The organism is Sulfitobacter sp. S223 (assembly GCF_025143825.1).
Lineage (GTDB): Bacteria > Pseudomonadota > Alphaproteobacteria > Rhodobacterales > Rhodobacteraceae > Sulfitobacter.
Genome location: NZ_CP083560.1, coordinates 1,722,173 through 1,746,828 on the forward strand (window position 1 = coordinate 1,722,173; position 24,656 = coordinate 1,746,828).

At 54.3% G+C, this 24,656-nt stretch carries 20 protein-coding genes; 15 read left to right on the forward strand and 5 right to left on the reverse strand.

The window, feature by feature from the left end; translation table 11 throughout:
- Positions 1-104 precede the first annotated feature (104 nt).
- The 10 genes from K3757_RS08295 to K3757_RS08340 all read left to right on the forward strand — a co-directional run bounded on the left by K3757_RS08295 (position 105) and on the right by K3757_RS08340 (position 10,798).
- Positions 105-2,612: a heavy metal translocating P-type ATPase gene (locus K3757_RS08295; RefSeq protein WP_260000960.1), complete on the forward strand. Its 2,508-nt coding sequence runs from the start codon at positions 105-107 to the stop codon at positions 2,610-2,612.
- A 10-nt stretch (positions 2,613-2,622) separates the two neighbouring features.
- On the forward strand, positions 2,623-3,015 hold the full coding sequence (cueR, locus tag K3757_RS08300; RefSeq protein ID WP_260000961.1) for a Cu(I)-responsive transcriptional regulator: 393 nt from the start codon (positions 2,623-2,625) through the stop codon (positions 3,013-3,015).
- A 68-nt stretch (positions 3,016-3,083) separates the two neighbouring features.
- On the forward strand, positions 3,084-3,560 hold the full coding sequence (locus K3757_RS08305) for a DUF305 domain-containing protein (RefSeq protein WP_260000962.1): 477 nt from the start codon (positions 3,084-3,086) through the stop codon (positions 3,558-3,560).
- 11 nt (positions 3,561-3,571) lie between these two features.
- Positions 3,572-4,330, forward strand: coding sequence for a glutaredoxin (locus K3757_RS08310; RefSeq protein WP_260000963.1), 759 nt, complete (start codon positions 3,572-3,574; stop codon positions 4,328-4,330).
- Positions 4,331-4,929: 599 nt separating this feature from the next.
- Complete coding sequence (locus tag K3757_RS08315) at positions 4,930-5,172, forward strand: hypothetical protein (RefSeq protein WP_260000965.1); 243 nt, start codon at positions 4,930-4,932, stop codon at positions 5,170-5,172.
- Positions 5,172-6,635, forward strand: coding sequence for a TolC family protein (locus tag K3757_RS08320; protein ID WP_260000966.1), 1,464 nt, complete (start codon positions 5,172-5,174; stop codon positions 6,633-6,635). The genes K3757_RS08315 and K3757_RS08320 overlap by 1 nt, the downstream gene beginning before the upstream one ends.
- A gap of 14 nt (positions 6,636-6,649) precedes the next feature.
- Complete coding sequence (locus tag K3757_RS08325; RefSeq protein WP_260000967.1) at positions 6,650-8,008, forward strand: multicopper oxidase family protein; 1,359 nt, start codon at positions 6,650-6,652, stop codon at positions 8,006-8,008.
- Between the two features lie 46 nt (positions 8,009-8,054).
- Positions 8,055-8,867, forward strand: a complete 813-nt coding sequence (locus tag K3757_RS08330) for a copper-binding protein (protein WP_260000968.1) — start codon at positions 8,055-8,057, stop codon at positions 8,865-8,867.
- 105 nt (positions 8,868-8,972) lie between these two features.
- Positions 8,973-9,500 (forward strand): plastocyanin/azurin family copper-binding protein, encoded by a 528-nt coding sequence (locus K3757_RS08335; protein WP_260000969.1) that lies wholly within the window; start codon positions 8,973-8,975, stop codon positions 9,498-9,500.
- On the forward strand, positions 9,497-10,798 hold the full coding sequence (locus K3757_RS08340; RefSeq protein ID WP_260000970.1) for an ABC transporter transmembrane domain-containing protein: 1,302 nt from the start codon (positions 9,497-9,499) through the stop codon (positions 10,796-10,798). Before K3757_RS08335 ends, K3757_RS08340 begins: the two co-directional genes overlap by 4 nt.
- A gap of 477 nt (positions 10,799-11,275) precedes the next feature.
- Here the strand turns inward: K3757_RS08340 and K3757_RS08345 are convergent, their stop codons facing one another.
- Positions 11,276-12,418, reverse strand: coding sequence for a DUF4240 domain-containing protein (locus tag K3757_RS08345; RefSeq protein ID WP_260000971.1), 1,143 nt, complete (start codon positions 12,416-12,418; stop codon positions 11,276-11,278).
- A 428-nt stretch (positions 12,419-12,846) separates the two neighbouring features.
- Between K3757_RS08345 and K3757_RS08350 the strand changes: the two genes are divergently transcribed.
- Positions 12,847-13,086 carry a hypothetical protein gene (locus tag K3757_RS08350; RefSeq protein ID WP_260000972.1) on the forward strand — a complete coding sequence of 80 codons (240 nt, stop codon included), beginning with the start codon at positions 12,847-12,849 and terminating at the stop codon, positions 13,084-13,086.
- A 205-nt stretch (positions 13,087-13,291) separates the two neighbouring features.
- Here K3757_RS08350 and K3757_RS08355 read toward each other — a convergent pair whose 3' ends face one another.
- Positions 13,292-14,593 (reverse strand): plasmid recombination protein, encoded by a 1,302-nt coding sequence (locus K3757_RS08355; protein WP_260000973.1) that lies wholly within the window; start codon positions 14,591-14,593, stop codon positions 13,292-13,294.
- A 276-nt stretch (positions 14,594-14,869) separates the two neighbouring features.
- Positions 14,870-15,172, reverse strand: a complete 303-nt coding sequence (locus tag K3757_RS08360; RefSeq protein WP_260000975.1) for a hypothetical protein — start codon at positions 15,170-15,172, stop codon at positions 14,870-14,872.
- A 489-nt stretch (positions 15,173-15,661) separates the two neighbouring features.
- Here K3757_RS08360 and K3757_RS08365 point away from each other — a divergent pair, with 489 nt between their 5' ends.
- The gene (locus K3757_RS08365; protein ID WP_260000976.1) at positions 15,662-16,504 is read left to right on the forward strand and encodes a hypothetical protein; all 843 of its coding nucleotides are present in this window, start codon (positions 15,662-15,664) and stop codon (positions 16,502-16,504) included.
- Between the two features lie 317 nt (positions 16,505-16,821).
- Here K3757_RS08365 and K3757_RS08370 read toward each other — a convergent pair whose 3' ends face one another.
- Complete coding sequence (locus tag K3757_RS08370) at positions 16,822-17,250, reverse strand: hypothetical protein (protein WP_219578959.1); 429 nt, start codon at positions 17,248-17,250, stop codon at positions 16,822-16,824.
- A 752-nt stretch (positions 17,251-18,002) separates the two neighbouring features.
- Between K3757_RS08370 and K3757_RS08375 the strand changes: the two genes are divergently transcribed.
- The 3 genes from K3757_RS08375 (at position 18,003) to K3757_RS08385 (ending at position 24,010) form a co-directional block, all read left to right on the forward strand.
- Positions 18,003-19,721 (forward strand): hypothetical protein, encoded by a 1,719-nt coding sequence (locus K3757_RS08375; RefSeq protein WP_260000977.1) that lies wholly within the window; start codon positions 18,003-18,005, stop codon positions 19,719-19,721.
- Positions 19,722-19,853: 132 nt separating this feature from the next.
- Positions 19,854-22,400, forward strand: coding sequence for a hypothetical protein (locus K3757_RS08380; protein ID WP_260000978.1), 2,547 nt, complete (start codon positions 19,854-19,856; stop codon positions 22,398-22,400).
- Between the two features lie 581 nt (positions 22,401-22,981).
- Positions 22,982-24,010, forward strand: coding sequence for a hypothetical protein (locus K3757_RS08385; protein ID WP_260000979.1), 1,029 nt, complete (start codon positions 22,982-22,984; stop codon positions 24,008-24,010).
- Between the two features lie 211 nt (positions 24,011-24,221).
- Here the strand turns inward: K3757_RS08385 and K3757_RS08390 are convergent, their stop codons facing one another.
- Positions 24,222-24,578: a nuclear transport factor 2 family protein gene (locus tag K3757_RS08390; RefSeq protein ID WP_259995661.1), complete on the reverse strand. Its 357-nt coding sequence runs from the start codon at positions 24,576-24,578 to the stop codon at positions 24,222-24,224.
- Positions 24,579-24,656: the final 78 nt, after the last annotated feature.

A 24,656-nucleotide genomic window follows, 5' to 3' on the forward strand; every position in this document is an offset into this window, starting at 1 on the left:
AACCCGCCGTATTAAACAGCACGAAGATTAAATCCACATCAGCCCTTGACCCTCCAGCTACTGGAAGCCCTATCTGTTATCTGAGATAGAATAGGAGCCTCAACATGAGCAGCGAAAATTCGACCACATTCCATGTCCGCGAGATGTCCTGCGCCTCTTGTGTCGGGCGGGTAGAAAAAGCGTTGCTGGCCGTGCCGGGGGTGCAGTCGGCATCGGTAAACCTTGCGGCAGAGACGGCGACAGTCGCGATGGCGGAAGGGTCCGATATGGAGCCTATCGTCACTGCGCTCAAAGACGCGGGCTACCCTGCGGAGCTTCAAACATACAGGTTTTCAATCGAAAATATGTCTTGTGCATCATGTGTAGGGCGGGTCGAACGTGCCCTTGGCGCAGTGCCCGGTGTTGTGACGGCTTCGGTCAATCTGGCGCAAGAGAGCGCAAGAGTTCAGGCACTTGGTGTCTCTGCGGCACAGATTTCACAGGTGGCGGGCGCTGCCGGTTATCCGGCGCGGCTGATCATGGATGAGGGCGACACGGACGATACCCGCGACCGCAAGGCATCTGAGGCTGCACATCTCAAGACGATGACACTGCTGGCCGCAGCGTTGACCCTACCTGTGTTCGTCCTTGAGATGGGCAGTCACCTGATCCCTGCGCTGCACATGTGGATCATGGACACGATGGGCATGGGGCTTAACTGGGGGATCCAGTTTGTCCTGACGACTCTTGTTCTCGCGATCCCCGGGCGGCAGTTCTATCTCAAAGGGTTTCCTGCGCTGTTCAAGGGTGCGCCGGATATGAATTCCCTTGTTGCTCTTGGCACGTCTGCGGCATGGGGGTTTTCCACTGTCGCCTTGTTTGTGCCGATGCTTTTGCCAGAGGGCACGCGCGCAGTTTACTTTGAGGCGGCGGCGGTCATTGTCACCCTAATTCTGCTGGGCCGCTTCCTCGAGGCCCGCGCCAAAGGGCGCACGGGGCAGGCGATTGAACGACTTGTTGGGCTCAAGGCAAAGACGGCCCATGTGGAGCGGAGCGGCGAGATTGTGGAGCTGTCTGTCGATGAAATTGTGGTTGGTGATCTGGTGCAGGTGCGGCCAGGAGAAAAAATCGCCCTCGACGGGGTCGTGGTACGTGGCGTGTCTTATGTCGATGAGAGCATGATGACCGGAGAGCCTGTTCCCGCTGAGAAATCGGAAGGCACAGAGGTTGTCGGTGGCACGGTAAACGGCACTGGCGCGCTGACATTCCGCGCCACGAAAGTGGGCGCTGATACAATGCTGGCGCAGATTATCCGCATGGTGGAAGAGGCGCAGGGCGCCAAACTGCCTATTCAGGACTTGGTCAACCGGATCACGCTTTGGTTTGTGCCTGCAGTGATGGGAGTTGCGGCGCTGACTTTTGTCGCATGGTTGGTGCTGGGGCCGTCTCCCGCCCTCGGCCTTGCGGTGGTAGCCGCAGTTGCTGTCCTGATCATTGCTTGCCCCTGTGCGATGGGGCTGGCGACGCCCACGTCGATCATGGTGGGCACGGGCCGTGCTGCGGAGCTCGGCGTTTTGTTCCGGCGTGGCGATGCCTTGCAGTCGCTGGGCGATATCGAAATTGTTGCGTTTGATAAGACCGGCACACTGACGCAAGGGCGTCCGGAGTTGACCGATCTGCAGGTGATAGAAGGGTTCCAAGAGAGTGATGTGCTGCGGCTGGTGGCCTCGGTTGAGGCGACGTCCGAGCATCCTATCGCCGCTGCGATTGTGCGGCGTGCGGAACAGGAGGGGCTGGCCCTCGGCGTTGTCGACGCGTTCCAGTCGATCACAGGGTACGGTGTCAGCGCCGTAGTTGACGGGCATGAGATTCTCGTCGGAGCCGACCGCCTGATGGTGCGTGAAGGTATCTCGCTTGATGCCGTGCAAGAATTGGGAAGAGCGCTTGGGCAGGCGGGCAAGACCCCGCTCTATGCTGCAATTGACGGGCGTTTGGCCGCTATCATTGCAGTATCTGACCCCATCAAACCCAGCACGGCACAGGCAATCGAAGCACTGCACGCGCTGGGACTTAAGGTTGCGATGATCACGGGTGATAATCAGGCCACGGCGGAAGCAATTGCTTCACAGTTGGGCATTGATACGGTCGTTGCCGAGGTCCTGCCAGAGGGTAAGGTCGCAGCACTACAACAGCTGCAAGCGGTCGGGCGAAAGATAGCGTTTGTCGGGGATGGTATTAATGATGCACCTGCTTTGGCCCATGCGGATATAGGGGTGGCCATCGGCACTGGCACCGATGTGGCGATCGAGGCGGCGGATGTTGTGCTGATGTCTGGTGACCTGAACGGGGTCGTGAACGCGCTGCATGTGAGCAAACGCACAATGCGCAACATCCGCCAGAACCTGTTCTGGGCCTTCGGCTATAATGCCTTGCTGATCCCGGTGGCGGCGGGGGTGTTCTATCCGCTCTCGGGTCTGATGCTTTCACCCGCACTCGCTGCAGGTGCGATGGCGTTGTCGAGTGTGTTCGTGCTGTCAAATGCGCTGCGGCTGCGGTGGATCGCCCCTGTTGCTGCGGAAGTGCAAACGACACGCATTGATACTGGGAAATTTGTGCCCACAGCAGCAGAATAGGGGAGCGATGATGAACATCGGCGAAGTTGCAAAGAAATCCAACCTACCTGCTAAAACCATACGGTATTATGAGGACATCGGGCTGATCACACCATTGCGTGACACAAACGGCTACCGCAGTTTCCGCGAGAGCGACATGCACAAGCTGGCATTTCTGGGTCGGTCCCGTGCGTTGGGATTTACGATTGAAGATTGCCGCAACCTGCTGGCGCTTTGGGATGATCAGGACCGTGCCAGCGCTGATGTGCGTGCCATCGCGTCAGAGCATCTGGAGCAAATCGAGCGTAAGATCGCGGACCTCATAGCTATTCGCGATACGCTTTCTCATTTGGTGCAGACATGCGCCGGTGATGGCCGTCCTGACTGCCCGATCCTTGCGAAGCTTGAAAAATTTCCAACATAATTATGGAACCCTCCAGCGCTGGAAGTTTGTTTCCCCCCTGAGAACGAAATTAATCAGGGAGAGTTTCCATGTCTTACATGCGTTTTTTTGCAATGATTATCACATCAACGGTGGTCATGTTCGGTTTGATGTATCTCAACACCTACGCGCTGGACCATGTCTTTTTCAGCGAAACCCGCAGCTATATGGCTCTCTATATGGGCGCAGTGATGGCAGTGATCATGCTGGCATTTATGCTGGGAATGTATACCAACCGCGCCGCGAACATGGCGATATTTGCGGGCAGCGCGCTGGTCTTTGGTCTCGCGCTGTTTGCGGTGCGCAGTCAGACCACGGTCGATGACACATCTTGGATGCGCGCGATGATCCCACATCACTCCATCGCAATTCTCACCTCGGAGCGGGCAAATATTACGGACCCGCGTGTGCGCAAGCTGGCCGATGACATTATTGAGGCGCAGCGTTTGGAGATTTCCGAGATGAAAGCGCTGATCATCGATCTGGAAGGCGGCCCCGCTGCAACACCAGAAATGGACGGGAAATGAAGGAGATGGATATGCCAAGCAATAAAGATACCAGAACCGCCAAACTCTACCGCATGGCCACCCCTGACCACACATGCCCCTACGGCCTGAAATCCAAGGATCTGTTGGAGCGGCAGGGGTTGGAAGTCGTGGATCACCCCTTGGAAACCCGCGAACAAACTGATGCGTTTATGGAAAAGCATGGAGTTGAGACGACGCCCCAGACGTTTGTCGAGGGGGAACGCGTTGGCGGATATGAGGATCTGCGCATTTACTTCGATCTGGACAAACCTAAAGAGGAACAATCTGACACCTCCTATCAACCGGTCATTGCGATCTTCGCGGTGGCGGGTCTGATGGCGCTTGGTCTGTCATGGTATAGTTTTGAGAATATCTTCACCTTGCGCGCGTTTGAATGGTTCATCTCGATCTCCATGTGCTTTCTGGCCCTTCAAAAGCTGCAAGATGTCGAGAGTTTCTCGACGATGTTTCTCAACTATGACCTGCTGGCGCAGCGCTGGGTGTCTTATGGCAAGGTCTATCCCTTCGGTGAGGCATTTGCCGGTATCGCCATGACTGCAGGCGCGCTGTTGTGGCTGGCGGCCCCTGTAGCAATTATCATCGGTGGTATCGGGGCAGTTTCGGTCATCAAGGCAGTCTATATCGACAAACGCGAGCTGAAATGCGCCTGCGTAGGCGGCAGTAGCAATGTGCCGCTCGGTTTTATCTCGCTGACCGAAAATCTGATGATGCTGGGAATGGGTGGATGGATGTTGGCACGGATGCTTTGAAGCATGTTGGTCTAAGTGGCTTGCGGTCGGCGCATCAACGCTTGTTTCATGAAAAAGTTGGAAACCTTCCTGCGCTGGACGGATTGACAGAAGGGGCCCAGTTGCCCACACGAGAGGGATGAGCATGCTTGAAACCATATATGCAATGATGAAAACGTTGGCTTGCGCTGCGTTTGTCCTTGCTTTGGTGCTCCTTCCGCCCTCTGCTGCCCATGCATCTGCATCCATGCATGGTGGCCACCATTCTGCTGCCGAGACTTTGACAGTTGGCGCTGATCACCAAACTCATGATATTTCGCAGGTTGATCAAGTAGCTGGGAAATGTAGGTCTGTGGACAGTGCGGAAGGGCAAGACCACGGGGCGGGTAAATGCTGTAGCGGTATTTGCAGTTCTGTAGTGCTTAATGAGACGGCCCCTGTGTTTGTGGTCCATACCGTTGCTGACCGTTATATTCCCCTTCAAGCTCAGGCGCGCTCGGCCGAGCCTTCAGGCTTTCTACGCCCTCCCCAATTTCTGATCTGATCATAGGCTCTTAACAGGGCCTTCGTCTCGCGTGCTTTTACACGCGGTTCCGAAGTTCATCAGTCAGGCACGATCCATGAAAATTCAAATACTTTTGGGGGCTTCGGCCCTTGCTCTTGGCGCATGCGCGCAAGAACTCAAGCCTTTGCCTTATACGGCGACGCCATTGCCCGTCGTCGCGGCGCAACAAGCCGTTACGAACACAGCCGTTGTGTCGCCTGTAAGGTATCAAGATCCCCTTGCCGGATACACATACCGCGGCCCGACCGGCCCTCGCGATTGGCGCACCGTCAACGAAGAACAGTCGGAGGGAAATTGATGCGTATTTCTAAATTACCGCTGATTGCAGGTTTCCCGCTGTTTTTGGGGGCGTGCGCTGTGGCAGTGCCTGGCTCTTATACCGAGCCCAAAGCAGGCTTTGCCAACGTTGCAAGCCAGGTGACTCCTGCAATAGGAAAGCGAACTGTGTTTGCCGAAACCCAGGCTGAAAACGAAGCCTTGAAGAAACAAGTGCACGGGATGGTACATCGAAAGACGATCTCTGCTGATACTGCGGTACAAGTAGCATTACTCAATAACAAAGGCTTGCAGGCATCATATGCAAATGTGGGCCTATCTGCTGCTGAAGCATGGCAGCAATCGACGCCTGAAAATCCCGTCGTATCTGTTGGGATCCTTGGTATCGGAGCTGCCGAGTTGGGATTGTACCGCGCAATTGAGAGCATGATTGCGGTCAATATTCTCGATGCCCAGACGCGCAAGCAGCGCAGGGCGCTGGCAGACGTGAATTTCCGCGCGGCTCAATTGGAGGCGGTGAACGATACCCTGACGCTTGCCAATCAGGCCCGTCAGGCATGGATTAACGCCGTGGCTGCTTTCGAGGCCGCGAGCTATCTCAAGCGTGCTAAAGCAACATCCGACGCTGGATCAGAGCTGGCGCGCAAGCTGGGAGAAACCGGGGCACTCAACAAGGCAGGTCAGGCCCGCGAACAAGCGTTCAATGCAGAACTTGCGGGTCAGTTGGCACAAGCACGACTGAACGCGGATCGTGCGAAGGAGGAACTGACGAGGCTGATGGGTCTCTGGGGTACAGATGTGGACTACTACGTTCCCGATGCGTTGCCTTCACTCCCAAAGTCGGTTGGGCAGGTTCACAATGTCGAGGCAAAGGCACTGCGAAACCGTGTTGATCTGCGCGTGGCGAAGCTGGGTCTTGAAGCACAAGCAGCGGCGTTTGGTCTGACGGATCAAACTCGGCTGGTCACGGACCTTGAGATCATCGCGGGAGCCGAGTTGGAGCGTGAAGCCGAAGACGGTGATATAGAAACTGAGGTAACCCCACAGATCGAACTCGAGTTTGCGATCCCGATCTATGACACGGGCAAAGCGCGGATGCGCAAGGCAGAGTTGACGTATCTGCAAGCCGCCAACGTTTTGGCGGAACGTGCAGTGATTGTGCGATCCGAGGCGCGTGGAGCCGAGAAATCCTACCACTCCTCTTACAAGATCGCGCGCCATTACCGCGATGTTCTGGTGCCTTTGCGCAAGACAGTCGAGGACGAAGGTCTGCTGTCTTACAACGGCATGATCACCAACACATTCGAGCTCCTGACGGACGTGCGCGAAAAGCTCAGCGCGTCGCTGGAAGCTGCAAATGCGAAACGCGAATTCTTCATGGCGCAAGCTGATCTGACCGCTGCCATCTACGGCGGTGGCGCGGGCAGCGGTGGTGCTGGTGGAGAAGGTGCAACATTGGCTGCCGGTGGCGGCGCAGGACACTGAAAAGGAAATTTGAAATGTTGAACAGACGTCAATTACTCGGAGCAGGTGCTGCTGGTGCAACGCTTGTCTCTTCCCAAGCTTGGGGCAAGACATTGAACATGGGCTTGCCGGAAGCTGCACAAATGGACAGTGCGGCAACGGCAATCACGCCGCGCCCCTCTTCGGGTGTGGATTACAATCCTGTTGTGACCCTGAATGGATGGACCCTGCCGCACCGCATGAACAACGGGGTCAAGGAATTCCATCTTGTCGCCGAGCCGGTGGAGCGCGAACTGGCCGATGGTATGATCGCCCATCTCTGGGGCTATAACGGCCAGTCGACCGGCCCCACGATCGAGGCCGTCGAGGGTGACCGTGTGCGGATATATGTCACCAACAAATTACCTGAGAATACCTCCGTGCATTGGCACGGACTGATCCTGCCCTCAGGCATGGACGGTGTGGTGGGCCTCAGCCATCCGGGGATCAAACCGGGCAAAACCTTTGTCTATGAGTTTGACCTGATCAAATCCGGCACCTTCATGTATCACCCTCACGCGGACGAGATGGTGCAGATGGCCATGGGGATGATGGGCATGTTTGTGGTCCACCCCAAAGACCCGACCTTCATGCCAGTCGATCGCGATTTCCTGATCATGCTCAATGCTTTCGACATTGATCCCGGCACTTATGTCCCGCGCATCATGACCATGTCTGACTTCAACCTTTGGACATGGAATAGCCGGATTTTTCCCGACATTGATCCGCTGGTTGTGAACCGAGGCGACAAGGTGCGCGTTCGGGTCGGGAACCTCACGATGACCAACCACCCGATCCACATGCACGGTTATGACTTCAAGGTGACCTGTACCGATGGCGGCTGGGTGCCGGAGTCTGCGCAATGGCCTGAAGTCAGTATTGATATTCCGGTGGGTGCAATGCGGGCGTATGAGTTCACCGCCGATCACTTGGGCGACTGGGCTATCCACTGTCACAAGTCGCATCACACGATGAATGCCATGGGTCATGACGTGCCAACGTTCATCGGCGTCAACAAAGAGCAGTTGACCAAAAAAATCCGCTCGTTCCAGCCTGACTATATGCCGATGGGCACCGCTGGCATGGGCGACATGGGCAAGATGACGATGGAGTTGCCGGATAACACCATTCCGATGATGAACGGCTGGGGGCCGCACGGACCTATCGAGATGGGCGGCATGTTCTCTGTTGTGAAAGTCCGCGAAGGCATCGAGGCAGACGATTACGAGGACCCAGGTTGGTACGACAACCCTCCCGGTGAGCAAGCCTATGAATGGACTGGCGAGTTGCCGGAGTTTGCCTCCAACGACAGTCCGAAAACCATTCTCACACCCAGACCAACGCAGAAGGGCTGAAACAGCCGTTCAATCGATCTACAATTTAAATCTATAGGATAAACTGATGAAAAACCTACTTTTAACAACCGCGATTGCCCTCTCTTTCGGAGCACCTGCATTCGCAAGTGGCGACCACGATACAAAGCACTCTGAGGTAAAGGTTGAAGAGGCCGAAGGCCACGGCAACCATGGTGCGGGACACGGTGATGCCCACGCTGAAATGATGATGATCGGGAAGCCAGGTGACGCCGCAAAGGTGGACCGGACAATTAACGTGACCATGGTTGAAACGGACGATGGCAAGATGCTCCTTGAGGGTGACGAGATGACCTTCAAATCAGGCGAAACGATCCGGTTTGTCATCGAGAACAAAGGCGACCTGGAGCATGAGTTCGTGCTGGACACGATGGAGCGCAACGCCGAGCACAAAATCGAAATGGCCAAGATGATGATGGAGCATGACGATCCAAACCGCATCACTCTTGATGCGGGAGCGTCTGGTGAGGTGATTTGGACCTTTGCAAATGACGGTGTGTTCGAGGCTGCGTGCCTCATTCCGGGTCACTACGAGTCCGGTATGTATCGCGCGGTTGCTGTGGGCGAACACGCAATGAAGGCGGATATGAAAATGGCCGCAGCGGAAGTGCAAGTGGCGCAGGCTGATGTTGAATACACCAAGGGCAAGGTGACAAAAGTTGATGCAAAAGGCGGGAAGGTCACGATTGATCATGGCCCTCTCCTGAACCTTGATATGCCTGCTATGAAGATGGTGTTTCGTGCAGACGAGGCGATGATTTCCAAACTGTCCGAAGGGCAGGAGATCGAATTCGTCGCCGAGCCGGTCAAAGGCAAGCTGACCGTTACACAACTTAAGTAAAACGATCAGGAGGCGATGTGTTTCATCGCCTCCTACCATCCGATCAAACGATCCCATGTTTGTGTCAACGCCCCCCTCAAAAGCACTCGTCTAATGGAGCATGAAATGAAGACTATATTTATGACCCTACTCATCCTGAGTGGCTTGAATATTGCGGTGGTGAGCGCGCAGGCAAGCACGGGAGTAGGCGAGCAGCCTCATGCTCGCGCATACGACCACCCTGGACATGTTCCCATCGGAGAGCCGGCATCGGGAAAAGAGATCACCCGCACGATCGAGATCAATATTGAGGAAACGCAAAGCGGTTATATGCTTTTCGACCCTGACGCGATCCATATCAATAAAGGATCGGTTGTTCGGTTTGTGATCAACAATTTGGGTAATCTGGACCATGAATTTTTCCTGGGATCTTTTGAAGAGATAAAAAAGCATCAGCAATGGATGCTTAAGCACCCTGAGATGAAGCATGATGATCCAAACGCCGTATTCATTCCAAGCGGATCGAGTAAAACGCTGGATTGGAATTTTTTGAGCAAAACCAACCTCGAGTTCGTCTGCTTGGTCCCGGGGCACCGCGAGGCAGGGATGTTTGGCGTCATTATGGTGCATGACCACCTCGCGCCAAAGCAATGAACCATTCAGAGGTGATAGGGTTCTGGGATAAATATTACGTCGTTGTTCATGATCTGGTGCTGTTTTTCGGCTATCCATACGACGATACTGTGCCGGACTGGATTCACCCGATCATCCATCTGATTTTCGTTCTGGCACCTGCACTGCTGTGGGCTGTCTTGCTTTCTTTCCTGATACGTTGGCTGATTGAACGATCGCGGAGGCAACCGGCTGACGAACCACAAGCTTCCACCGTAAGAGGTCTTGATCCCAGCCTTTTCAAGGCTGTTCTGAAATACTCCCGCAAGCAACAACTATTGATGATCATCCTTAGCCTTTTCGCAATGCCGATTCTGTATCTCACGCTGGAGCTGCCGAAACAGATCGTAAACAGTGCATTGGAGGCAGACCGCTTCCCGCTCACCTTCTTGGGGTATGAATTCGAACAGGTGAAGTTGCTCATGACGTTGTCGGGACTTTACCTGCTGGCGATAAGTGCAAGCGGTCTGAACAAATATGTTTTGAATGTCTTTAAAGGATATGTTGCAGAGCGGTTTTTGCGCAGGTTTCGCTTACTGGTGTATCGGCAATGGCGCCGCGACCCGAATGCGGGAGACCAGAGCGAAATTGTCCCTATCCTCGCTCAAGAGGTTGAACCCATCGGCGGATTTGCGGCAGATGTGCTGACGTTACCGGTTCTTCAAGGTGGCACACTCGCCACGATATTATTGTTTATGTTTTTGCAGGACCCCGTTCTGGGTGCTGCAGCGCTGACCGTTTTACCTATCCAATTGATCCTCCTTCCCAAGCTACAACGCCGTGTGAACGGATATTCTCGGACAAGGATCAAGGAGGTCCGGTATCTGGGCAGACACCTCAGCGATCAACTTCGAGATGTGGGTAGTGCGTCACGGTTTGCCCCAACACTCACCAGCTTTCGAGAGCTGGAAGAGGTCCGGAGACGTATCTATATTTTGAAGTTTTTCATCAAGGCGCTGAACAACTTTCTGACCGCACTCACGCCATTCCTGTTCTATTCGCTGGGGGGCTATTTTGTAATCGAGGGCCGCATCAGCCTCGGGGCGCTTGTCGCAGTGCTGGCAGCACACAAGGATTTTTCCGCACCACTGAAAGAGCTTTTCCGATACTATCAAACACTGGAAGACACGCGGATCAGATATCATGAGATCACGCGATTTTTTTCAGTATCTGGCCGAGGAAAAGAAGCGGAACCAATGGCTGAACCACTGCCGCACCGGCCCAGAGCATCATATTCAGAAGAAGTGTTTCAGCTTGGGGGCACGTCTCCTTCCGTCTGACACTTCGCTAAATAAGGCCGGTGTCAAAGCACCAGTCTTCATCGCTATGATCAAGGCATCAACGGCAGCGTTACTCACAATATTTACCTCCCGCACGCCCATCTCAAAATTGATCGCCCCGCTTGGTCTTACTATGAGTTACGCCCCGGTTTTTGGACAGGAACTGGGGCAATTTGGGAGATTATGTGCATTTTTGATCAAGGTTGGATGCATCTTAGCACGTTGTCCAGATTTGCCCGACCACTTCATCCAACAAAGTTGGGATGCTGTTCATTCGCTGCGCTTTGCACAGAGGTCCGCTATGCGGACAGAGCCCCATTTCGCTGCATTTGCACCAATGTCGGCTCTTGGGAGAAATTCCTCTCCCTTGCGAAAGCCCATTTGCAGCGCTGCAGACTTCGGAAAAAGAGATCGCTTATGATATTCTTTCCGACCGGGCTCTTATTAGTTTTCCGTAGCCATGCTGTTGTGAACGCATCAGCGACCGACCAAGGCCGCGACGCGCGGTAAGGCAGACGCGAAATTTTCTTCAGCAATCTCGGTTCCGGCAACATCCATTAGGGGCATCTTCACTGGCTTCATAGCTTTGCCTTGCCGCATTTCGTAGGCCACGGGTGCCGCGTCACGCAATCCATTTATCCCACTGGCCGTGCCGCTATGTAAGGTCACATCAAAGCTGTCTGGATCCGCAATCGCACCTTCAAAGACTTCTCGTCCCTGCAAGATCAACCAGCCACGAAAGTCCTCGAAGGCGTCATCTGAACATCCACCTTGCAACAGATAGGCCAAGGCCCACACGTCCCAACGATAGGCACGCGCATCAAGGCTGCGTTGGATCTTTTCAAAGTCGCGAATTGCTGTCGCTTTGAATGCAGCCAGTCTTTCGGGAAGCGTGTCGATCCGTTCGCCGATTGGCTGATCCGTCAGACCTTCATCGATCAGGTCCCAAAATAAATTTTCGTCCATTCTACGCGGATCGGGTTTGCCTTTGGGACGCGGTCTTTTTTCGGCGTCAATTGCTGCAATGTCGGCGTGGATGCGGGTCAGTTCCGTTTCGCTTGCACCAGTCATTTCTGCTGTTTTGCGATAGTCGGCCATTATAGCCAATAACTCCTGCTTCATCGTCGGAATGCGGCTAATCAGTTTTTCGTAATCGCGGCTTTGTTTTTGCTCCGACGCCTGATAATATTTGGCGATACGGAAGCCCGCATTTCGTTCACTGATATACCACCAAAACTCCCCCTTGATGAGCCCCATATGTGAGCGCCAAATCCGCCGCACGCGCGCGCCCTCGCCCATCGCTTGCAACCGGTCTAACACGGTCAGATGTCCGTCACTGATCGGACCGAAAGAGACTTCACCTGAAGGGGTGTAGTGTGCTTCGATCTGGTCAAACCGTTTTTCCTCGAAATAGAATTCGGTCAGCCATTCGTTTAGATCTTGTAAATACAGATCGTAAAGCGATCGACCTTTTTCATGTGCCACAACACCGCGGTCGACGAGTTCTACCAAAGCGTCTGTGTATCGTTCCCAATCATCATCGATGGAACGAAATCGCGGCATAAACCCAGTGATCCGTCCATCTTCGAAGCCCATCGAGTCGATTTCACTTTTTCGCATTATTCGTCCTCAGTTGATCGATCGCCAACGGTCTCGAATTCAAAGAATGCTTTCTGACCTGTTCAAGGTAAAGACTAAACATTTTCAATCAATCACCGAAGCAGCCGTCGGCGCAGAGCGCAGTATTCTGCACTTTGGGCTCGAAGCCGAAATTCGCTGCGATTGCACATCGAAAAAACTGGATTACAGCCCTGAGCGTCAGCTTTCTTCAAATGGCCCAATTTAGTTTGCGGCCGCGGCGAAGGTAGGCAATCCGTCTAACGTGTTAGACAGCCATGTCCGCTTTGGGCTGGGACCGGTCATCCGGTTGGGCGCGGCGAAGCCTGCAAGGTCAAGATTTGCGTGCCGCATCGCCGCAAGTCCGGTTTGAGCCCTTGCATGACATTGGTGTACATGCAGAAATATCGTGAGGACAGGAGACACTGAGAATGGTAAGTCAAGACGTTATTGAATACGCAATGGTGGTTGCGGAAGGCATCTGGATGATCGCCTTTTTCAGCTTTATGGTTTTCACTTTCTACAGGCATTTTTTCGTTCAACCGTTTAACCACTGGGAGCTTCGTGATCCAACTCACGTAAGCTACAGGTTTAACCGGAAGGTGCTTTTGGTATTTGCAGTGATACTTTCCAGCGGCTTGCTGTTGTTTGGCGTGTTTCCTCGCTCATAAGTGTCGAGCGTGAGGAACACCTTTGGTAACTGTTGGTGTAATGTCGGCTTCGTCCCGCATTGCGGCCGTCCATCCACGCATAAAGCTGCATTTGCAAGCCAATGTCCGCTTCGGGGAAGTTGCACTTCGGCGGCGAGGGCTTGCGTGAACGGCAGCTAAGGGCCGTTCGTGTCATTGGGAATATGATGCCCTTTCCATAGAGCGGTCATGGCTTTGGTGACTGGTCTGGCCCGCGTTGTTCGCTTTCGCTCACGCGCCCGATGAGATTGATCAGTTTCTTAAACAAGTTACCGATTTTGGTCTTGGATGGCTTGGGTCCAAACAGGCGTTCAATGAATGAGGGCATGTCTCTCATCGTAATGTCGCCCTCAATTACTTCTGCGTCTCCCGACGCGATCTGGGTCACCAGTTCATCCATTGCGGCGATGCCAGCGTCCAGTTCGGCTTCTTTTTGCAAATAGCGTTCTTTTATGTCTAACGCGTGATCAGCATTGTCCTCGGCTCGCGCCAAGCTACTTTTGACCTCCTTCAGGCTGTTTTTCATATCCTTGGCTGCAGCTTTTTGCGCTGCGTGTTGTTGAGTGGACAGGCGTTGCTTACGTGGACCATCGCGCAACAGGCCACAGGGCTTGCCGACCTTCTCGTAATATCGGTCCTGAAGCTGTTTTAACGCGGCAGAGTAGGCTTCCTTTTCTGGGATCGGACCACGCGTTTTGCGTGCGACTTGGAGGTGCTCACCGTTCTCGGCCTCCCATTGAGCCATCAGGTCAGCGTTGCGTGCTGCAACCTTTTGGCATGCTTTCTCCCATGCTGATAATTGCGCTTCCCGTTTAATCTTGTTCTTCTTCTGGGTCTCGCGGTTTTTGGAGGGGCGGGGTTGCTTGGGCTTGTTGGGGCGCTTTTCTAATGCGGGCTTGGGGAGTGATGGGATGGCCGTAGGGGTATCCAACTCATCACGCAGCATTGCTGCAGCCACCTTGCCAGCATGTAGTTTGTTCGCGTCCAGTTTGAGGTCGTGTGTATTGATGGCAATGACGTGGAAATGGACAAAGCCCTCATCCAAATGCATCACCGCAGACCAATCAATGTCATCTGGCATGCGAGCCGTAAAATCAGCCAGCGCATGGTAGATCCATTCTCTTATCTCGGAGCCATGCGTTTTCTTGTCTGACAGAAGGTCGGTAGCGGGCAGGGGGTGCGAATGGATTTCTGTATACAGCGTCGCGGCATCATTGCGGAGTTTGCGTGTGTATGTCGTGCCATCTTTGCGGGTGACGGTTTCGCGCAGACCATCCAGAATATCACTGCGCCTTTCCTGAAGTTGCCGGACAGACATGGTGCCACCGACTTTATACACCGAGCCGGGCTCTTCCACATGTTTAGAATATTCCGGCTCGCGTAACGCTTCTCCCAAAACCTGTGCGGCGGAATTGAAATGCCCGTCTGTGCCGCTCACCTTTTTGGCGGCTTCTGAATACGTTTCGATATGTATGAACTGGTATGACACGGCGGATGCTCCTGATCTTATTTATGAGGAGGTAGGCGCATGGTTTTTTAAAACCAAGAACTCTTTCCCATAAAGCTCCTGTCTGATATTCATTTTGTGTGGATAAACAGGTTATTGCAGCGCGAAGCTCTACCTATAGTGACAGACTATAGGTAGCTCTACGAGCTACCTGTCTGCCCCTTGCGCCGGGGAGGCGCTCCGTCGTTTTGTCCCAAAACAACTGCGCGAGACTGCGTCTCTTGCATGATCGTTAAACAATAACGGTGACCGTCTGCCTCAATGCAATCTGGGTCTGTCTTGCATTTCCACCAGCTTGTCGCCCAATCGCTTTAACCCGCGTAACGACAAGGATTTTCCGTGATTGTTTGCTGTGCTCAACGGGCGGGCCAGCACATGCGACGTCCCCTTTACGTCTGCGTCAGGCATTGCTGCGCCAAGCAGCTCACGCCCCTTTGCGGCGAGCTGGGACACGCTTGGTTCCGTCAGCTCTACGAGCGTGCAGCGGTCCAAAAACGCTTGCGGCATGCGATCAATCGTGTTGGCCGTCATGATCCAGTTCACCGCACGCATATGGCTCACTGCCGCCTTTAGCTCGCTCGCACCGTACTCACATCTGGCGCGCGCTATCCCGGTGAAGACGGCCCTTTCCGGACTTTGACCGGCCATCGCATGCCGCGCTGCATTTTCCCGGAAGCAGATATTAGCTGGTCCTCTAATTTTCCCATCCACAAGCGGCTCTCTATGCGAAGTTGCACAACCCGCACACCGCATGTTAGCCCGGCCATAGCCATTCCTGGGTATGCTGCTCAGGTGTCAGTTAGGGCTGGCTCGGTGATTGCACACCTTGCCAGCCTGAACAGGGACGGCCCAAAGCCGCCGTTAGTGTGAAGCGCGTCTAATGGCAGCTCCCAGCCCAAAGCGGACATGGCTGTCTAACACGTTAGACGGATTGCCTACCTTCGCCGCGGCCGCAAACTAAATTGGGCCATTTGAAGAAAGCGGACGCTCAGGGCTGTAATCCAGTTTTTTCGATGTGCAATCGCAGCGAATTTCGGCTTCGAGCCCTTGTTGACCGATGCTGCGATACGCACAAAGGTCTGCTATGATGAAAAATCGACAAACTGTCTTTCTTCGTGGTTGGCAGTAGTAATTTCTGAGGGGCCAAAGATGCACGAACCGAAGGGCCGTCTGACGGACATATTTAGCCTGCCTACCGATGGTTCTGGGCAACCTCAGTCCATACTCATGCTTGATCAACTTACACACGTACCTGAGGTTGGGGATGTGCTTCGGGTAGCAAATCGTAACTTGTTGATTGCACACGTTGATAGACAGCGGATGCGAAGCTGCCTGACGGGCTGGCCGCTTATTGGTCGTGGTAGTATCGCCGTATTGGTGAGCGAGCCAATTGAAGAATTGAAACCCTTAGCAAAGCATCCAAACCGTCTTTGGGTGACGTGGAGACCAAAAGCGGATTTACCATGGCATTTCAAGACAGACGACCTTCCCATGTTCATCCGACTAAATGAAGACTGGAACGCTCACCCGAATGATGTGGGTCTCAGGCTTGAAAAGAGCGGAGATGAGTTGATTGCCCGTATGAAACCAAATCCGTACGCCTATCGCCAATACGAAAACGTCCCCGAAATTGCTGTCAGCTTTATAAACTGCTCCAATTATCGCGTGACGTCAGTAAACGACGAAGGTTGGTACTCGGGCCAGTGCCGTTTCAGCGGGCTTGCACCAAAATGGGGCGAGTTCTACGAAATTTCAGGCAACACCCGAGACAGCATGAACTCTACGCCTTGGATCAAGGTGGAAGGCGCAGGGGCAAGGCATTTTCATTTCTACTTGAAAGATGAAACCCTCGAAATCAAAGCTCAAGGTTGGGTAATAAAGTCCGATAGCTGACCTTCAAGCGACGGTAACCAATGTCTTAAAAGTCCGCATTGCAGCCGCTCGCCCAATGATTTGACGTTAATTTCGTATGCAACCGCAGCGAATGGCGGCAGTGAGCCCATTTTGACCGATGCTGCACAAAGTATGGATGTCCGCTATCATCAGAGAGCCAAAAACCTTCAAAAACTGCTTAGGTTTTGAACGAGGTTTTTGGCAGCGTAAATTTAGGTGATCTGAGGCTGTGCCAAAAAGGAGCGTTTTTGGAACAGGCATCTAAACAAATGACCGTGTTAATCGCGCGTCGAAGATCATAAAAAAACCGCAGTGAATTACTGCGTTTGACTGCGGACTACATTTTGTAGGATTCCGATGAAGGCGAGGGAGGCAAGGTAGAACACCGGAAAGATAACCCCATTGGGAACGTCTGATAGACCTTTGCCGAGCAAGTGAATGACTACCACGGGGAAGAAGAAAAAGATGACAATTGCGCCTTGGAAGTAAGCTGTAGCTTTCTCAATCTTGGGTGACGATGGAAATGCAACCTGTCTGTTTGCGGGGCTGTTGAAGATAAGGCGTTCCTTATTCTGGTTCATGTAGCGCAGAATAAACACTGAACCGACTATAAAAATCAGAAAGACGGTCAACTGAAGGCCAAGTGTGGTCGAACCCAAAAGAACAATGGTCATTAGAGCGGTCAAACCATGAATCCATAAGGCAATAGAGATCCCAAACTTGCCTCGAAGCGATAAGATGAACATCCAGATTTATCCCCTTTCACGTAGTTTCGTAATGTAATGTTACGCTATGCACAAATCGGTCTGCGAGAACTCCGAGCGAACAGTAACACCCTCCCAAAAACGACCGTTTGCTGAACGGCTCGCCAAACCGGACATTGAACCACGCGCAGCGGAAGTCCGGTTTGTCCGCTGAGCAGGCCTTAATACCTCAATAATGCTGCGGCAACGTATCAATGTCTGCTTCGCGGAAGCTGCGTCGCAGCGTGCGGGGCCAACGCGAGCGGTAATTTTGGGCCGTTCGCGCGACTTTGCAAAGATCGCTTTCTGCGCATAGCTGCCCTTGGAGCAAAGCGCAGCGAAGGTCCGGTTTCCGCCCTTCAAGTCGACTGCCGCTTCCGGCCCTTTGCTGCCGTTCGTGTGAAACGCGTCTAATGGCAGCTCCCAGCCCAAAGTGGACACGCCCCAACGACACCTTGGCGGACTCCGGACCTTCTCTGCACGTGCGAACTCAACCTTGCCAGATCATGGAAGCGGACACTCCGCAGGATCACGCCGCGGAACCCCGGATGACCTACAGGGATGCCAGTTAGCAAAAGTTCGCTGCGGGTGCTCGTTCGTGCTGCAACAAGGCGGAAAAGGTCAAACCAAAAAAATCAAGCAGTGCTGAGACTGGTGTCGTTCCTATCGCATTTGCGGCGTATCAATGGGTCTGGCTTGTCCGGTGACGGTCACCGCGTAATTGACCGCCGGGCCGTATGGGCTAAAAAGGGCTTATGAAACTGTTTCATAAGATTGCTTTTGTGTTCATCTTTGCTGCGACATGTGCCGGAGCGCAGGACACTGCACCGATCAATGCTTGGCCAGAAGTGGACCGGGTAGACGTCAGAAACCTGACAGCCCCAATCGTGGAAAGGTTGACCGACGAGGCCCGCGCACGGCTCGCGCTGCGCAAGGCGCGAGAAACTGCTGCTGAAATTGAAGCCTTGGAAGCTGTGCAGGCGCAGGCCCTGATACCCGAAGTCGACGCTGATTTCGATCCTGATGTCGCCCCGCACGCGCGAGAATACCGCACCGCATGCGCCTCAGGCAACGCCAAGGCTTGCATCGAATTGGCTCAACTTTATCGCCAAGGGGGCTTCGTATGGATTGATCGCGATCTGGGCGACACGATGCTAAGGTTGTGGTGTCGCCGTGGTGAGTTGAGCGCCTGCACATCAGACGTGAACTTTGACGATTACGCGCCTATCATCCCTATTCTTACGAAGGGTTGCATTGAGAAGTCGGCCAAAGCCTGTCAACGATTGAGTTCAATCTACTCTTTAGGCGTAAATGGTGTGGAACGCGACACGGCGCTGGCCGCGGCGATGGATGATCTGGCGCGCAGATATGCGGAGGTGGCTTGCGCAAAGGGGCATGGTGACAGCTGTTACTTGCAGTTCTTCTCTCTGAATCACTGGAAAAAGCAGTCCAAGGAAACCGAAGCGCGGCTGACGCAGATACTGGAAGCTGGCTGCGCGGCCGCGAACTCAAGCAGCTGCGAAATTCTCGCCAGTCGATATCTTGGCACGCGAGTGCCGGCCAAAGATGTCGCAAAGTCAAACCGTCTTTATGACAAGGCCTGCGCGTTGGGCAGTTACCGTGCCTGTGTAAAGCGCAACGCGCCGATGCCCCCCAACGCAGCCGGCATATTGTGCGCAGCGGACGGTTCTGTAGCAGACTGCCAGTCGGCAATGCCTTTGCCGCACGAATATGTCGCAGCAGATTGGGATGAGGCGCAGCGGCTGAAGGCCCGTCATCGTTCGGGCCGCTCCGTTTTTGAAGCGGTGCTTGAGCCGGAATATTTCTTGTTCCACCCGCAGGATCATGGGCATATCCGCAGAAGTGCCCGTGTTTGTGCGATGGGCAAGAACTTGGCTTGCAGGGATTTGGCAGATGCTTATGCGTCACTTGCCGGACGCGGGCTGGAGTGGGCGTCATGGGACGGGATCATGGACCGACAAACACAGCGCGAGATTTTTGAGCATCTATGCAACGCGGCTGATCCGGTTGGATGCTGGAAATATGGATATGCTCTATACTCCGACCAACATGACTCCGGAGTGTTAGCACCGCCTTACGTGGAAGTTTTCCAACTGGCCTGCAACATGGGCCAAGGTAACAGCTGCGCCAAGTTGGCGTTTCACTATGAGCTTAGACACTCAAGAAGTGATAAAGTCCTCGAGGCCGAAATGCAGGTGAAATATGCTCGGCACGCGTGCGATCTCGACAACCACGATGGATGCTCCAACCTCGCAGGATACTTGAGCCGTGATCCACTTTTGTATGGTCCCGCGAACCTGCGCGCTTGTTTGGAAGGGGAGCCGAATGGCTGCTGGATCCTGGCGCAGGAATACGACCGTGGCCGGGACAGCTTTCGCAAGGACCGAAGCCTTGCGAAAATGCTGCGCGAGACCGGCGACGCGCTGGCAGAGCAATATCACTCCAAGAACTGATGCAGCACCGGGCCTGCGGCGGCTGCGCGGAAAGGTCAACGGCATTACAGTTTCACCATTTTGTCCCAACTGGGACACAACTCTGCCAAGAAGCAGGGCCACGCTCTGGCCATGAAAGCACAGGGTTTCTTTATGCGCGGTTTGGTTCTTGTAGTCTTTATGCTCTTGGGTGGCACCGCTCACGCTCAGCTATACCGTACAGTTGAAGAACTGCATTCCGGACGGCAAGCGGCCATCGTCGCGCAAGAGGCACAGATTGCCCAGCGGTTCGACAACCAACGCGCGCGGTACCGGCATGTTCGCGACATGGCGTTGATGCCGGAGGCTGCCTTAGATGTGGCACCCGCGCACCGCGCCCATGTCGATACTCTGAAAAACGGCTGCCGCAGCGGCGATCTGGATGCCTGCATTGGGGTCGCGCAGGTCTTTGCCGCCGGACGGGTCGTGCCGCGCGATGTGCCGTTGGCCGAGGCGATCTATTGGCTGGGCTGCGACGAAGGGCACGATGCGTCCTGCCGGTCGCTCGACAGGATCCACGAAGTGTCGACCCCCCTTCGCCACAGTGGGCTTCTTCCCGGCATACCCTGGCGCGAGGACCGCTGTGCGCAGGGCGACGCCAAAGCCTGCGTGGATTTGTCTAAACTCTACACGTACAGCCGTGATCAGTTGAATACCGTTCAATATCCCAGAGTACGCCTGGATCATGCCAATGGACTTTTGAGCCGCGCCTGCATGCTTGTGACACGTGCCTCGACAACACCTTTTGAGTGCAGCTCGTATAGTGACGTTCTCAGGAATCTCCCCGAGCCCTCAACATCGGCCATGGACGCACTGGAAGCAGGCTGTGCCAAGGGCATCGTGGTGGATTGCCTCGATCTGGCGATGGCTCTTGAGGCGCATGATCCGGGGCGCGCATTTTCCCTCTACGCCCTTTCGTGCCGGTTGGGGGGGCATGACGATTGCGGCAACGCTGCCTACGCATTGTTGAAGGTTAGAGCACGGCCAGAGTATCTACCACTGCTGATTGAGATGCACGAACTGATGTGCGGTGAAGGCTCGCAGCCTGATTGTCACGCGCTGGCGGAGTTGCACCGCGAAGGCCCAGAGGACATTCGTGACCCGGTCAAAGCCCGCTATTGGTTGCGACAAACCTGCGACAAACGCGATTGGTCGCATGGGGAATTCAGCGACGACTGCCTGCTGACCGAAAGCGAGGATTTCGACGTGCTCTCGGTAACTTTTGATGCAGTGTTTTTGCCCGCCCTCCAGCCCCTTGTGACCCAGGCGCGTGAGGGCTGTGCCGCAGGTGACGGTAACAGTTGCTACGACCTCGCCACCATCGCCCTTGCCAATCGGGGGGCACCATTCATGACTGTTGCGGTCCAAAGCCTGCGAGCGCGCGCCTGCGACCTCGGGGTTACGGATGCCTGCGGGCAAACCGAAGCAACATCGAGATATGCCAGCCCTCCGCCACCCGACACGGCCTGCGCCAGCAACGACGACCAATCCTGTGCCGAAGCCATCGCAGCCGAGAAAATGCGCCCACCACAAGACCGCATGTCCGAACTGCTGTCGCGCTGTGCTGCGGGCAACGGGGCAGCCTGCGGACTTATCGGCCGGCTGTATTCGGATCAGATACTGATTGATGGCAGCACAAAGGCGTGGTCTCCGGATAGGGATTTGCATCTTGCCGCTGATTTCTACCGCATGGGATGTGATCTGGACGACGGGCGATCCTGCCGCGGTCTGGCCGACATCGCCAAGCCCAAGAGAAATCCGACCCGCGCCGAACGCAGCCTTCAGGGCACGCCGCAGGAGGTGTTCGACGATTATGCCAAGGGGTGCCAGTTGGAAGACCCCGAAGCCTGCTCGTATGCCGCAGGCCTGTCCGATGATCCGGACCAGACCTTCCGCTTGAGCCTGCAAGCCTGCCGTCTTGGCGACACGATCGTTGGCTGCGACGGCGTCTTATTTGCAGGCATACGACGCACACTGTCGAACCTGATCTCGCAACACGGCGCGCTTGCTGTTGCATTGATGCCCGACCTTGGGTTGGAATTGCCCCACTCGTCAGGAACTTTGCGCCGCCTGCAACGGGGGTGTGCGTCCGGGACAGCTGCGGATTGCATGGACCTTGCTGCACTGTATAACTTTCAAAGCTCGAGCCTGCCTGCGATGCGCTTCCAGATGCAACATTGGCAACTTTCAAATGCTGTTCAACGACAGGCCTGCGATTTGGGGCTGGGCGATGGCTGCGCAGAACTGGCAAATTGGGCGCGAGGAAATCTCGCCTCCGACCCCTTGAGAGAATACGCGCTTAACAAGCTCGGCTGCGAGCATGGCTCAGCGCGCGCATGTTATCAGGCTGGGGATCATTGGGGCAAACTTTCGCAAACGCCCGACCCCGCCATGGAACTACGTTTCACTGAAAAAGCCTGCTGGCTGGACGGTCGGTTGGACTGTTATCTGTTGGCGGGTATCCTCCGTGGCGATTCTGTTGCTGAGTATGATCAAAAGGTCCTCCGATGCCTCGGCGGCGAAGGAACCGGATGCTATCTGGCTGGCTACTACGCCAAATACGACAAGCGTATTCCCCGCGACATGCAACGGGCGTTGTATGAATACGGCTGTCAGCTTGGCTCAGACGATGCTTGCCAGGCAGTCGCATCCCTGCGCTGATATTAGGTGCTGCTGTATTGAGCCATTTGGACATGGGGGACGACGGTCTGCCTATCAAAAATCTTGTTTGCACCTGCTTCGGCTCGACTGCCAGATCGCCTTGGCTATTGCCAGAAATGGCACTGATCTGACGGCTACATATTTACCAAATTGACAGAGCGTTACGTCAGCCCTGTACGGCCGCTTCAGCGCGCCGCGCCGCAGCATTAGCGAGGCTTTGTTCGTGTCGCAAAGGGCCGTTCGCGTAACTTTGCAAATTACGCTTTCTGCGCATAGCTGCCCTTGGTGCTGAAGACGTCTAACGGCGGCTCCCAGCCCAAAGCGGACATGGCCAAACGAAACCTTGGGCGGATTGCGTACCTTCGCTGCGCCCGCTAACTAAACTGGGCAATTTGAAGAAAGCGGACGCTCAGGGCTCTGACCCAGCTTTTTCGATGTGCACCGCAGCGAACGGCAGCAAGGAGCCCAAGAGTGCCCAATGCTGCGGAGTGTTTGAACGACTGCTGTTTCGCCAGAGGTCAAAAATTCGCCACTATATTGTGTTGATATTTGACTGATCTTGATAGCGAAAGGCAGTCAAAATGCTTATGAATTTGTTGGGAAAATCAAATCATCGTCCGTATCTTGCCCTTCGGGCACCGGCGCAGAAAATGATCCGGCGTAAGCAACTCCCGTCGATTGAAGAGCTTCGAAACACGATAAGTAAAGGCTCCGCTCTCGTGTCTTCATGGGCTTACGCTGAAAGTGGTCGCAAGAAAGCCGGTTCCCGGATACCACGTGGGCCCAGTATTGAGGAATTTCTCAGTGAAGTATCCGAAGAAATCAGACTTGTTCAGCCGATTACCAAAGGCAAAGGTATGAGCATTGATCAATTGGCCGAGCGTGCAACAATTTATCGTCTGATCTTATCGCCAATGACAGATGTTGAGAATGTCATCGCCCTGTTCAAGGACAAGGATGCAGCTCGCGCACTTCGATCTCGTGTTGATATGCTTAAGGGAAAGGTTGACACATTTGAAGCTCAGAAAAGAGCCTATCAGAAAGCCATGATGGACTGGGAACATCAAGGAAACATCGCGCGTTATCACGAAGAAGATGACTTTATAGGATTGCTTCAAGACGCTGATACCCTTGATCGGGATCTTTGGCACGTGGTTGCTTGTGAAATAGAACGTGGCGTTAAGGTGGATGAAGATGCACTTTTCTGGGCGTTATCCCAACCTTCCTGTGATCATGCAACCGTTGCGGCTTTCGTGCAAAAATACATAGAGCAAGGATACGCAGCTTCGCGGGTTGCAAGGGAGAGCAAGAAAAACAGTTCCCAGTTTGCCGATGCGTTTGCAGCCGTTATTCAACGTTGGAATGACGGGCTTTATGAGACAGCAACTCTGGATCTCACAAACTGGAATTTCAAAGCTTGTGAAGCAGCCTTTCTCAAACAACGCGAAAAGGCGAGGGATACGCTCGGCCGGGAGGCATGGAGCGTTCCTAAGGATCTGTTTAGAGCATTTCCCGGAAATTCACCGCAACCGCATTTATACTATCGCCATGGTATGGGACTGATGGAATTACCACCTCGCCTCGAAGACTATTTTACGTCTGGCGATTGAGGTAGTCACCAATTGCGGAACTTGGCGCAACCGCAGCGAAATGGGGCTTTGTTCGCATTGCCGCCTCTCGCCTTCCGATTTGGCGGTGATTTCGTTTGCAACCGCAGCGAACGGCAGCAAGGAGCCCATAGTTACGGATGCTGCAGTTAGCGCCAATGTCAGCTTTTGTTGTGCAGACGCCCTGAAAGTTCGACTTAGACAGGGCCCTCAGTTAATATGGGGTTCCCTGATGGAAGCGTAACTTCCAGCGGCCTTCAACTTTGACCCAGATGGATGAGCGGCGGCCCCGTTCGACCCTCTCGCCATATCTCACTATGCTCGTGTAGGTTGCCAAGGCCACATCAGGTGCGATGAGCTCTAAGGCATAGTGCTGAAGAGGAAGTTCAGCGTCAATCACGGCATGGGGGGTGCTTTCGAAAATCATCTCGGCCCGTTCATAACGTCGGCCCGAGCGCCCGAATTCCACGAAACTTTCCGCAAAGGTTTTGTCCATCAAGTCAGGATCGAAGCGGGTATTGGCAAGCCACAGGCTCTCTTCAAGTGCCATAAGCGTGTTTCTGTCTTCCATTCCAAGATCCATCGAGTCGCCTCATGCTTCGTACCGTGTGTCCAAAGCACATATCAGCTTAAGCTGCCGTTCGCATCT

Excerpts from the sequence above, each read along its gene's own strand:
- K3757_RS08295 (WP_260000960.1), top strand. The coding sequence starts at position 105 with ATGAGCAGCGAAAATTCGACCACATTCCATGTCCGCGAGATGTCCTGC.
- cueR (WP_260000961.1), top strand. The coding sequence starts at position 2,623 with ATGAACATCGGCGAAGTTGCAAAGAAATCCAACCTACCTGCTAAAACC.
- K3757_RS08305 (WP_260000962.1), top strand. The coding sequence starts at position 3,084 with ATGTCTTACATGCGTTTTTTTGCAATGATTATCACATCAACGGTGGTC.
- K3757_RS08310 (WP_260000963.1), top strand. The coding sequence starts at position 3,572 with ATGCCAAGCAATAAAGATACCAGAACCGCCAAACTCTACCGCATGGCC.
- K3757_RS08315 (WP_260000965.1), top strand. The coding sequence starts at position 4,930 with ATGAAAATTCAAATACTTTTGGGGGCTTCGGCCCTTGCTCTTGGCGCA.
- K3757_RS08320 (WP_260000966.1), top strand. The coding sequence starts at position 5,172 with ATGCGTATTTCTAAATTACCGCTGATTGCAGGTTTCCCGCTGTTTTTG.
- K3757_RS08325 (WP_260000967.1), top strand. The coding sequence starts at position 6,650 with ATGTTGAACAGACGTCAATTACTCGGAGCAGGTGCTGCTGGTGCAACG.
- K3757_RS08330 (WP_260000968.1), top strand. The coding sequence starts at position 8,055 with ATGAAAAACCTACTTTTAACAACCGCGATTGCCCTCTCTTTCGGAGCA.
- K3757_RS08335 (WP_260000969.1), top strand. The coding sequence starts at position 8,973 with ATGAAGACTATATTTATGACCCTACTCATCCTGAGTGGCTTGAATATT.
- K3757_RS08340 (WP_260000970.1), top strand. The coding sequence starts at position 9,497 with ATGAACCATTCAGAGGTGATAGGGTTCTGGGATAAATATTACGTCGTT.
- K3757_RS08345 (WP_260000971.1), bottom strand. The coding sequence starts at position 12,418 with ATGCGAAAAAGTGAAATCGACTCGATGGGCTTCGAAGATGGACGGATC.
- K3757_RS08350 (WP_260000972.1), top strand. The coding sequence starts at position 12,847 with ATGGTAAGTCAAGACGTTATTGAATACGCAATGGTGGTTGCGGAAGGC.
- K3757_RS08370 (WP_219578959.1), bottom strand. The coding sequence starts at position 17,250 with ATGTTCATCTTATCGCTTCGAGGCAAGTTTGGGATCTCTATTGCCTTA.
- K3757_RS08375 (WP_260000977.1), top strand. The coding sequence starts at position 18,003 with ATGAAACTGTTTCATAAGATTGCTTTTGTGTTCATCTTTGCTGCGACA.
- K3757_RS08380 (WP_260000978.1), top strand. The coding sequence starts at position 19,854 with ATGCGCGGTTTGGTTCTTGTAGTCTTTATGCTCTTGGGTGGCACCGCT.
- K3757_RS08385 (WP_260000979.1), top strand. The coding sequence starts at position 22,982 with ATGCTTATGAATTTGTTGGGAAAATCAAATCATCGTCCGTATCTTGCC.
- K3757_RS08390 (WP_259995661.1), bottom strand. The coding sequence starts at position 24,578 with ATGGAAGACAGAAACACGCTTATGGCACTTGAAGAGAGCCTGTGGCTT.